Source organism: Paenibacillus sp. FW507-14B1B (genome assembly GCF_058781425.1).
Genome location: NZ_JBYSWS010000003.1, coordinates 582,424 through 593,345 on the forward strand (window position 1 = coordinate 582,424; position 10,922 = coordinate 593,345).

Annotated in this window: 7 protein-coding genes; 3 read left to right on the forward strand and 4 right to left on the reverse strand. The window is 47.1% G+C overall.

What is annotated here, in order from left to right; genetic code table 11:
• Window positions 1-98: 98 nt before the first annotated feature.
• The 4 genes from AC3WJJ_RS18290 to AC3WJJ_RS18305 form a co-directional block, all read right to left on the reverse strand.
• Window positions 99-1,685 carry a BCCT family transporter gene (locus AC3WJJ_RS18290; protein ID WP_492542912.1) on the reverse strand — a complete coding sequence of 529 codons (1,587 nt, stop codon included), beginning with the start codon at window positions 1,683-1,685 and terminating at the stop codon, window positions 99-101.
• A gap of 146 nt (window positions 1,686-1,831) precedes the next feature.
• Complete coding sequence (locus AC3WJJ_RS18295) at window positions 1,832-4,021, reverse strand: DEAD/DEAH box helicase (RefSeq protein ID WP_492542914.1); 2,190 nt, start codon at window positions 4,019-4,021, stop codon at window positions 1,832-1,834.
• The gene (locus tag AC3WJJ_RS18300; RefSeq protein WP_492542916.1) at window positions 4,018-5,364 is read right to left on the reverse strand and encodes an ATP-binding protein; all 1,347 of its coding nucleotides are present in this window, start codon (window positions 5,362-5,364) and stop codon (window positions 4,018-4,020) included. The genes AC3WJJ_RS18295 and AC3WJJ_RS18300 overlap by 4 nt, the downstream gene beginning before the upstream one ends.
• A gap of 7 nt (window positions 5,365-5,371) precedes the next feature.
• Window positions 5,372-7,369 carry a TerB N-terminal domain-containing protein gene (locus AC3WJJ_RS18305; RefSeq protein WP_492542918.1) on the reverse strand — a complete coding sequence of 666 codons (1,998 nt, stop codon included), beginning with the start codon at window positions 7,367-7,369 and terminating at the stop codon, window positions 5,372-5,374.
• Between the two features lie 271 nt (window positions 7,370-7,640).
• Between AC3WJJ_RS18305 and AC3WJJ_RS18310 the strand changes: the two genes are divergently transcribed.
• The 3 genes from AC3WJJ_RS18310 (at window position 7,641) to AC3WJJ_RS18320 (ending at window position 10,761) form a co-directional block, all read left to right on the forward strand.
• Window positions 7,641-8,333 carry a M50 family metallopeptidase gene (locus tag AC3WJJ_RS18310; protein WP_492542920.1) on the forward strand — a complete coding sequence of 231 codons (693 nt, stop codon included), beginning with the start codon at window positions 7,641-7,643 and terminating at the stop codon, window positions 8,331-8,333.
• A gap of 211 nt (window positions 8,334-8,544) precedes the next feature.
• The gene (locus AC3WJJ_RS18315) at window positions 8,545-9,558 is read left to right on the forward strand and encodes a hypothetical protein (protein ID WP_492542922.1); all 1,014 of its coding nucleotides are present in this window, start codon (window positions 8,545-8,547) and stop codon (window positions 9,556-9,558) included.
• Between the two features lie 426 nt (window positions 9,559-9,984).
• Entirely contained in the window at window positions 9,985-10,761 is a 777-nt protein-coding gene (locus AC3WJJ_RS18320) for an SDR family oxidoreductase (RefSeq protein WP_492542924.1), read from the forward strand.
• Window positions 10,762-10,922 lie beyond the last annotated feature (161 nt).

The following is a 10,922-nucleotide window of genomic DNA, read 5'->3' on the forward strand; positions in this document are numbered from 1 at the left end:
TTTAACTATAACCGGACATAACAAAAGGGAGCACCCGAGTGCTCCCTTTATCATTCCAGAATAAGCATAATACCTAATAAATCGTAAATCGCTATAACTTAATTCGTCACATCTTTCACCTTATCCTTATTCGAAGCCTCTTCAAGCCGCTGGAACCGTTTCAGATCAGCCTTTCGAATCGGTATAGGTTCACGACGCAGCAGTTTTCCCATGGCTACAATAAGCAGTAAGAGCAGCACGGTGAATGGTAAGGCTGCAATCAGAGAAGCCGTCTGCAGCGCCTCCAGTCCTCCGGTAAATAGTAACACACCTGCAATAGCAGCCATTAACACGCCCCAGACAATTTTGGCAAGCATCGGCGGATTCAAATCCCCTTTTGTTGTCATACTGGACAGAATATACGTTGCAGAATCCGCAGAAGTAACGAGGAATGTTAGAATCAGCAGAATCGAGAGTACAGACATTAACGTCGATAGTGGTAATTGGTCAAGCATACTGAACAGTGCTGTAGTGACATCTGCATTGACAGCTGCCGCAATTCCCGTACTTTCATGCAGATCGAACCATAGCGCTGTTCCACCAAATGCAGCAATCCAGAGGCACGCAATGAGTGGTGGAACAATCATGACTCCCATAATAAATTCTCGAATGGTTCTTCCTTTGGATACTCTCGCTATAAACGCCCCTACATAAGGGGACCATGCAATGGCCCATGCCCAGTAAAATATCGTCCAGTCCCTAACCCAAGTCCCTTCGGCATAAGGCTGTAGACGTAAGCTGTATTGAATAAAGTTGGTGAAGTAATCCCCAAGCGCCAGCGTAAAGGACTCCATGATGAACACAGTTGGCCCCATGGTCAATACAAATACGAGGAAACATAGTGCCATAGCCAAATTGAGGTTACTTAAATATTTAATCCCTCGATCAAGCCCAGACGTTGAAGAAATCATATAAGCAATGAAAATGAATGCTAACAAGCCAAGTTGAACAAGTGAAGTGTTCCTGATACCTGCAACTGATTCCAGACCCCCACCCATCTGCATGACACCTAGTCCGATGGAAGTGGCAATCCCCATGACCGTTGCAACAACAGCCAGAATATTAATCGTGTTCTTTACTGTCGTTTTTTTACCGACCACAGGTTCAAGTGCTGTAGATACAAGTCCATCCTTCTTCTTGCGGAACTGAAGAAACGCAATAACAAGCCCGACCAATGCAAATATAGCCCACTGGCTAATTCCCCAGTGGAAGAATGAATACCCCATTGCGATTCGTGCAGATTCCACACTTTGAGTCTCCACTCCAGCAAAAGGTGTAGTAAAGAAGTGGCTCATCGGCTCGGCTACACCCCAGAATACAAGACCTACGCCAAAACCAGCTGAGAACAGCATCCCAATCCATGTGAAAAAGGAATATTCCGGCTTCTCCTTATCACCGCCCAGACGGATAGAGCCGTATTTACTAGCGGCCACCCAGATTAGAAACACAATGATAACAAATATAGCTAGCAGGTAGAACCAGCCGAAATTATTAGTCGTAAAATCAAACAAGAACGAAGCAGCGTTCTCGAATGCTTGCGGTACAATGGCTCCAAGTATTGCAAGAACAGCAATGATGACTGCTGAAACAGTAAAAACGGTGTTCTTCAATAGTTTTCCAATCACTTTCACTTCACCCCAACCCATTTATTGATCAAATATTAATAGCACATAAGTTTTTAACCAATTTTGCTCGATTCAATCGTTTTTCGGTGTAAAAAGAGCAAGTTAGCTTATCGATAACAGCACAAAAAGAGCACAGTCATAAGGACCGTGCTCTCAAATTTATAGTTTTACTCTGATTTCAATACCGCAGTTAGACCTTCCAGATCAAGCCCGTCTATAGCGAAGGCCTTACGGATCAATTCAGGCGCTACAAACTCGTCATATTTTCCGAGATAAGGAGCTTCATCGGCATCCAGCAATGCCTCTGGTCCTACCGATTCACACTCATTTAGCTCAGACATAATCTCATGCATTAGCTGATCCGCATCCGTCTTCCCCGCAACAACCATATAATAAGGTTCCATCGGCACGACCGAACGAAGCGCCAGACGATTCGTCAGGTTGTGCTTAAGCAGACGCTCTAGTGTACGGAACTGCTTACTGCCTGCCCAAGGCAAAATAAACATGGAGTCGCCTCCTGCCGGAATGACAGCGCACTTCAAGAGTCCACTCTCGCGGGCCAGACGCCGGGCCCTCTCCAATCGGTTCACGGCTCCGGGCGCCAAGTAAGGATAGAGCGTATGATCTGCCAGAATCTCACGCATTTTGCGAAGAATACGTGTATGTACGTCACCACCTGCACCAAGCCAAAGGGTATCGACCTTGCCCTTTGATGACTTAACATATAGCGCTTTATGCTTCGTATCCACTTCCTCCACCTTCCACAGCTTACCTGCAAGCGAGAAGCAGTATCCAGGCGGGGGAACCGTTGTAATCGAACCAATCTCCTCCGAACCGTTATATACAACATGCTCCTCATCGTCTTTAAAGACAGCATAGAAACGGAAATTATTCACGATTCTTTCGCCCGTCAAGCCGATAATCAGAGGACCTTCATCAGTACGCTGAATATGGTCTGTCTGCAAAAGGTAATTCAGAAAGATCCGATATTCATCTGGTTCAATCCCTCGGAATGCAGGAAGTGTAAGTACCGCTTTTGCCAGTTCTGCAGGCTCAGCTTCTCCCATGCTTTTCAGAATACTCATCGTCTGATGATATAAGAGCCCCATGGGTTTATCTCGGAGCTGCAGCGGCTCAACCCACTTGTCCCGCACATACAGCTCAATGACTGCAATGGCCCGCAGCAGCGTCCATGGCATTCGAGCCGGAAGCTGTGCCTCTTCGTCCTCTTCTTCCGGGCACAAGAATAGCATCTCAGACGCTTGCCCTCGTCGTCCTGATCGGCCGAGACGCTGCACAAAGCTAGAGCAGCTATATGGCGCTCCGAGCTGGATCACCCGCTCCAGCTCCCCGAGGTCAATGCCAAGCTCAAGAGTAAGCGTAGCGGCAGCAACCGCTGGACCAGGGCCGCTTCGAAGCGCTGCCTCTGTCTCTTCACGCAGCATGGCGGAGATGCTTCCATGATGGACATGGAAGACATCCGGCTGCTGCCGCTTCGCGGCAATTCGCCGCATCTCCAGTGTTGTAAGCTCCGCGTCCGAACGGGAATTGGTGAAGATGAGTGCTTTTTTCAGATGGGTATGGTTGTATACAAAATCGTAGTACGCCTTCTGTGCGTGCTCCAGCTGCTCTGCCTGCTTCTCATCCCTCGCATCGGGGAACGAGAAATGCTCTACACTAATTCGCAGCTTTCGGCCGCCCTGAGGCGACACCACTTCAACCGGATAACGCGTCCCGGCGGCAAGCCAGCCTGCTGCTGTCTCATAATCGCTGAGCGTCGCTGATAGGCCGATTCGCCGAGGAGTGCATGAGGCCATCCGTTCGATCCGTGTCAGCTGACTGAGCACCTGAATTCCCCGGTCTGCCCCCATAAAAGCATGGACCTCATCAATGATCACATACCGCAGGTCCTGAAACAGCGCTGGTATCGCATTTGGTCGATTCATGAGCAGACCTTCAAGGGACTCTGGTGTAATCTGGAGAACACCGGAAGGCTTTTGCATCAGTTTCGTCTTCTCCGCTTGCGATACATCTCCATGCCAGTGCCAGACGGGAACCTCACCTTCTCGCAGCAGCTCCTGAATCCGTTCAAACTGATCGTTGATCAGTGCCTTCAGCGGACCAATATATAGAATACCAACGGACGAAGAAGGACGTTCATAGAGCTCTGTAAGCGCAGGGAAAAATGCAGCTTCCGTCTTACCGGACGCTGTGCCCGAAGCAATGAGCAGGTGACTTGATGTATCGAATAGCACCCTGCAAGCATCAACCTGCGCTTCGCGAAGCGTGTCCCATTGTTTGCGGTATATAAACTCCTGTATAAATGGCGCTAGTCTAGTGAATGGGTTCGCACTCATAGTTCAAACTCCGCCAAGAAGTCACCCATGTCATCCGAATCATCTGGTTTTGCTGCCCCATCCTTAGAAGCAGGCAGTTCGATCGATGCCATCTTACCGAGTAATTGCTCAAATGTAGTATCTGGATGCTGATGCAGTGTGTGTAAAAGGTCCATAAAATCACGCACGACCTCACGGGTCGTCAGCAATTCCTCCGCACCCAAGCGCGAAACTGCCTGCTGCATGAATGCGATCAATTGCTCGTCTGTGAGCATGGCTGGGTATTGAAAGTGCAGGGCATGAATATCTCTAAGCTTTTGCAGCAGGATGAGGATTTCCTCATAAGAGAGCATATCCAGCTTCAAGATTGGAGAGGTGTATGTCTTCAGTCCGCTGTTCCCATAACGGCCATCTATCAGACGAGAACGTAGGGCATCATAGCTGAACAGTCCTCGCCGCTCATCTTCGACGAACTGAGGCGTGCCGCCCATAAATATACCTAAATGCTCTGCTTTGCCTTGCATCGTATCATTGAACATTGTCAGCAGCTTCTCATAGTTGCTCTGACGTGAGATGGAGTTCGTAATCTTATACAGGTTCACGCCTTCGTCAATGAATAATAGCAATCCTTTATAACCGATTGCCGCTGTAAACTCTGACCACAGCTTAATATAGTCGTACCAGCTGTCATCGTCGATAATAACGCCAACCCCAAGATCTTTACGCGCCTCCGTCTTTGTCGGATATTCACCCCGTAGCCAGCGCAGCGCAGCTTGCTTACGGTCATCATCACCTAACTTATAGCTGTTCCAGTATGCTGCAAGCACCTTCGCGAAATCGAATCCGTGTACGAGATTCTGCATACTGCTCGTGACTGCATAAATTCGCAGCTCTACCTGCTCGTTCAGTGCAGCATCACCCGGGCGAAGGCCTGTCTCTTGCATCATCTCCTGTTGAATCGCTGCGATCCACTTCTGTAGAATCGTCTCTAGCGCGCCACCATCAGGACGAGTACGTGTCGAGAGATGGGTCATCAGCTCACGATAAGTAGCAAGCCCTTGACCCTTCGTACCAACCAGCCTACGTTCAGGTGACAGATCCGCATCTGCTACTACAAAATCACGGTCCATTGCATAGTTACGGATGACCTGCAGAAGGAAGCTTTTTCCACTGCCATAGCGTCCCGTAATCAATTTAAAAGCTGCTCCGCCTTCTGCAATATTGTCCATATCGCGCAAAATAGCTTCGACTTCTGGCTTACGGCCGACTGCAATATGTTCAAGTCCTACCCGGGGCACCACCCCAGCCGTTAGCGAGTTGACCAGCGCGGTGGTTAGACGCTTCGGTATCTTCAGTTCTTTCATCGTTTGATCACCTCATCAATTGATCAAGCATGGTTATATATTCATCCACGAGAGTCTCGCCGTCGATCAATAGATCGCCGATCGTTTCCATCGCGGCCTCATTAATTTCATCAATTAGCAGGGCTGGCATTGAGCCTGCACCTTCGGCAGCTGCCTGAAGTGCGGTCATGTCCGGACCTGATATCAGCGCGTACAATACTTCAAGATGTACTGGACTAAGCTGCGCGGCCAGCTCTCCCCACTCTTCATCCAGATGCTCCGTATGCCAGATGATGCCCGCAGGAGATGGTACAACTTCTGTAGGGGCTAAACTAGCTTGTATATCTTTCCGGGAAGCTGGTTCGGCCAGTATCCCTTCAAACACAATATTTACCTCACCCGCATCAAGTTCTATTGCCACTTGTTTATCCGGCTTATGCCCAACTGAAACTGGATCAGACATCATACTGTCTTCAAGATCACCCCCAGCTTCACCAAGATCAAAAATATCCATCTGAAGTGGCACATCTCGCTTCTGTGTTTTCTTCACAGATTGGGCAGACCTCGCCGAATTGCCTGTAGATACAGATGATACTTCTATCTGTCGCTGTAATCCCGCACTGACTTCTGCCCCCGTTGTCGACTTCGTTAAGGTCTCAGATTCATCGATCAACAGCATGTCACGAACATCATCCGACTCCTGCTGAATACGTCGTAACTTTGCAGCATCGATCTGCACCTCTGGCTGTGCGGCCTTCTCCTTGGAATCGTCGCTGACTGGCGGCTGTATCTCTTTCTTCAAGAAACGTGCTACCAGCTCCTCGATTTCCGGATCCACTTCAATTCCACGAAGTCTTCCCTTGAATCCACGCAGTTCACGCAGTTTATTCTCCATCATCCGAATGAGCTGCGTTATATAATGACGAAGAGGCGGATGTTCACTGATCGGTAACGTCATAACAGTAGCCGTACGTCCATATATATCATAGTCATATACAGCGCTACGGAATACGTATCTTTCAGACTTCTTCTCTCTAGGGCGGAACAGTTCAATAAGACGCTGCCCTCTCGTTCTCCCAAGATACGCATCGACAAGGGCGACCACCTTCGGGCCATACGTCTTCATGTCCTTACGCCCACCTTCCTGATAGAATCGACTCTTGTCAGGCTCATAGTCTATCAGGTCAGAGAGCAAGTCCCAGTTCAGCAAGATCGGCTGAGCCGATAATCTGCGCAGCCACTCCAGCTCCTTCAGCTCACTGGACAAACTACGCGGAATCCGGTTATAGGTATCCGTTACCGGCATGTCCAAGCCGTGGATCAACGAGAAGTCGAACAACCATTCTCTCGCATAGGTGTCCAGCTTAGAATATCGCTCCCTATAAGCCTTCCATACGTTACATAGCAGTTGATAGCCTTGAGCTGGATTACTCCACCCGATCCCGTTAATTAGCTCATACATATATAGAAACAAATACGATAAATCACTGTCAGGATAACGCCCTGAGCGTACCTCCTCACGCCAATAGAAATACCATTTATACTGTGCTGAAGTCATATTATCGTAGGTAGGCCAATAACTCTTAAAAGGTACAAATGGATGCTCCGGCTCCACATGCCAAGCCAACTCACGGGCTCTTATGGCAAATTGCTGTTCTCGGGAATAGTACCTTACGCCATCATAGGATGGGGTTACAGAGGTGGACGGAGCAGAAGAACTTTGGTACCCTTCATGCTCATATGTCTCGGAAGAATTTTTCGCTGTAATCGACCCAGAAGGTTCTTTCGCATCCCAAAAGTTAAGATCAGCCGTGGAAAGCTCCGCAAAAGCACGCTTCTCTTGCCTCATATCGACGCTTCCACTTCGACCTTCATTTCTATCCATTTCCGGATTTCTTGCCGGGAGAGGCATATTCCTCTCCTCACCGCCTAGCTCGAATTCAGCGAACCGAATATCATTGTCACGTACGATGGTATGCTGAATAAGATCGATATTGCTTTTATTATTTTTCTTGATATGATCCATGAATTCGCACCTCCATCATTCCACCAATTATACCATTCCCGCCTATTCGCTGAGCCGTTCTTTTACAAGTTCTTACTGTGCATCTATACTATTAGAAACCGTTATATCTTGTAACCAAGGAACATACGTTCCATTTTATCATAGGAAAAGGGCTGCTGTCTGCTGCTTATGAACAACCAGCTTTAACCTATTAACACACATCCCAATTACGAAAAGTTAGGTCTCCACTCATCCATTGAAGAGAGGCTCTATAGAGAAAAGGAGTTGTACGATGAATAAGTGGCTCAAAACCATTTTGTATCTATTAGGCGCAGCCATCCTAACCCGGTTCATTCCCTTCTCCTCCTGGTTCAGAATTATGGATACCATGATTCATGAACTCGGACACGCGGTTACGACTTTGCTCCTATCCGGACGCGTACTCAGCATTGCACTGAATCCCGACCATAGCGGTACAACCTTGTCAGTCCTTGAATACGGCTGGAGAACAACACTCGTATCCCTCTCCGGTTATATGTCTGCGTCATTATTTGCGGTGCTCATGTTCTACGGCTATGCCAAACGAAAACAAGGAGAGGGATTGCTCTCGATCTCGGGAATCGCCGTGCTCATGATTGTGTTATTCGTACGTAATGGCTATGGTTTACTATGGCTTACAATCTTTGTTGTGATTACACTCGTCTTCTATTTCCTAGGAACACGAATTCGGAACGCATACTATCTTTTACTGGCGTTTCTCTCGCTGGAAGAGTCGGTTATGGGCCCTTTCTCCCTCCTGATATATGCAATTTCTCAACCGAGTGGCGCTGGGGATGCAGCGAACCTAGCAAGGTCTACTATGGTACCTGCATTTCTCTGGTCCCTGTTATTTCTGGCATTTTCGTTATGGTGTGCTAAGATCGCGTTGTCTTTGTTCTGGCGAAAGCGGCCAGTTATGCAATCACGTTCCAAAGGTTCATACTAGCTCTAAACCGGCATAAATGTGAGAAGATTTCCCTAAGTACAGCAATAGAAAGGGGATCTTCTCTACGGCTTTGCACCTCTTACCTAACGGGTCATTCATCGCAAACATGATTGTGAAATTAATCACTTACTAAAATAGAAATGTAAGGTAAATTGGTGAAGCTGATTCTATCTCGTTAGATCGACATCATGATAAAGGGGACTACTAAAGAATGAAATCGAAGCGTATAAAGTTTGTAATCACCATGCTTGCAGCACTTATGACTATTGCAATGTTTACAGGTTGCTCTAACACAGCAGATAAAGCAGATGCTGAACCGAAGAAAACAGAAACAAATGCTAACGCTGACGCTAATGCAAATAAGAATACAGAGCAGACCGACTCCACTACCGGTTCTTCTATAAAAGAAGTAGAGATGACAAAACTGGATTGGAGTGCGCAACCGAAACTTGGGCTTATTAAAGGAGACTACTATAAAACAGAAGAGCGTTTTAGACAGGGGCATTTAGGCACTTTGGAGGTAGTCAAAGATAAAGATAAGCTTGTTCATATTGAATTTAACGAAATGACACGCCCCAACTACTACAACCGTTATTACCAGAATGTATCGAAACGCTGGTCCGCATACAACTTTACCATGGGTGAGGCAAAAGGAGCAGCTTGGATTCAAGGTGTGCTGAAAGCGGAAGAGCAGATGCTGGCAGAACAACGCATTACGGGTGAAGTAGACACTGTATCCGGTGCTTCCAATAGTATTTTGCAATCCATGGTGCCTATGGCTGAGAAGCTTGCACCCACACTAGAGAAGGCGTCTAACGAAAAATACTACGGTATCGCAGAAGTATTAGGCGGCGGTTTAACAGGCCGTTTACAAGTGGTTGTAAAAGACGGCAAGATTACAGATCTTCGATATGATGAGATTTTTGCAGATACACCCGATGAGATCGAAGATCCAAAGCTGAAGCAGTTCTACAGACAATCCAAGTATGAAAGTGTAGATTATGATGAACCTTCCCGTATCGGCTTCAACGTGCAGATGGATGAGCTGAAAGCGAAAGTATTGAAAACACAAGACATGCTTGACTTGTCCGGTCTTCCGGCAATCGAGAACACAGGTGATTATGGCAAGTCTGGCTACACCACTCGCAATACAGCTTGGGATAACTACCTGAAGCTTGCGGAGAAGCTACTGAAGGAAATGAAAGCAGATAGCGTGCTGAAATAAGGTTGCTGATGAGAGGGCTGCATCTTTTACTTATTGGAGTGAAAGATGCGGCCTTGTTTTATTGTTATCCTATTTTGATAAATCTGAATTCCCTATGCAACTGAGATGATGAGCTGGTATCGAGTTAGAGCTGTTAAATAAAACATTGATCATCACAAGGATGATCGTTATGATCAATAGAGAGATGCGAATAAAGGAGCCTTCAACCTGTCATGTGGATTATTCTGTAGGGATTCTTAATGCTGAGTATAGCGAAATCCGCTATATTTTTTGGTATTCATATCTTTTACCTTACGGATACGCAGGGGTGAACGCATAAACCAATCGTTGCGAATAACAACGTTTATACGTCTTTGATTTAAAAAATACGCGTCTCTTAGATCATTACCTGCATATCCTCCTATTCATGAATGGAGGAATTTATAAATGAACAAAAGCAACAAAATAGCAATCGTTAGCGGCGCAAGCCGATCTACAGGAATTGGAACCGCCATCTGTCGCTCACTCGCAAACCTTGGTATAGATATTTTCTTCACTCATTGGCATGCGTTTGATGAAACGCAAGGGAACGGTGGGCAAAGGGATTGGCCTGAGCAATTGCGTGAAGAATTAGAGAGTTTAGGGGTAAGAGCAGCTCATATGGAGGCAGATCTGACGAACTCTGACATGCCTTCACTTATTATGGATCAGGTGGAAAAGACACTCGGACACGCCACGATCCTTATTAATAATGCCACTTACTGCGCGCCTTCTAATTACAAGACCCTTGATATCCGATTGTTAGATCAACACTATCAAGTGAACAATCGTGGAACGATCTTACTTAGTACAGCGTTTGCTAGAAGATTTGAACAGCACCAACCTCAAGGCACACCTGGGCGGATAATATTCATGGTTTCAAAAGGACCTGACCCAGACAACCTGGCATATATTATGACCAAAGGCGCCTTGATTGGTTTGATCGAGCCCCTCTCGGTAGGACTAGCTCCGCTCCATATTACAGTGAATGGTTTCGATCCTGGACCGACAGATTCAGGCTGGATCACCGATGAGATGAAAGAACATTTCCTACCCATGTTCCCCATGGGACGAATCGGCTTGCCGGAAGATGCTGCAAGAGGGATTAGCCTATTAGTAAGCGATGATTCACAGTGGATCACCGGGCAGGTGATTCGGTCAGAGGGCGGATTTCTCGGGAAATAATTCTCTTTAAACCCTTGCCCTTCTCCCTTTCTCCCCAAAAAGCCCAGCTCGTGTAATTCACACAGAGCTGGGCTTCTTTTGCACTCCCATGAGACACCCGAAAGGGCTGCACTCCTCTCCACTGCAATAGGTGCGTGAATCGGTCGGAGGAGCATCGCGTT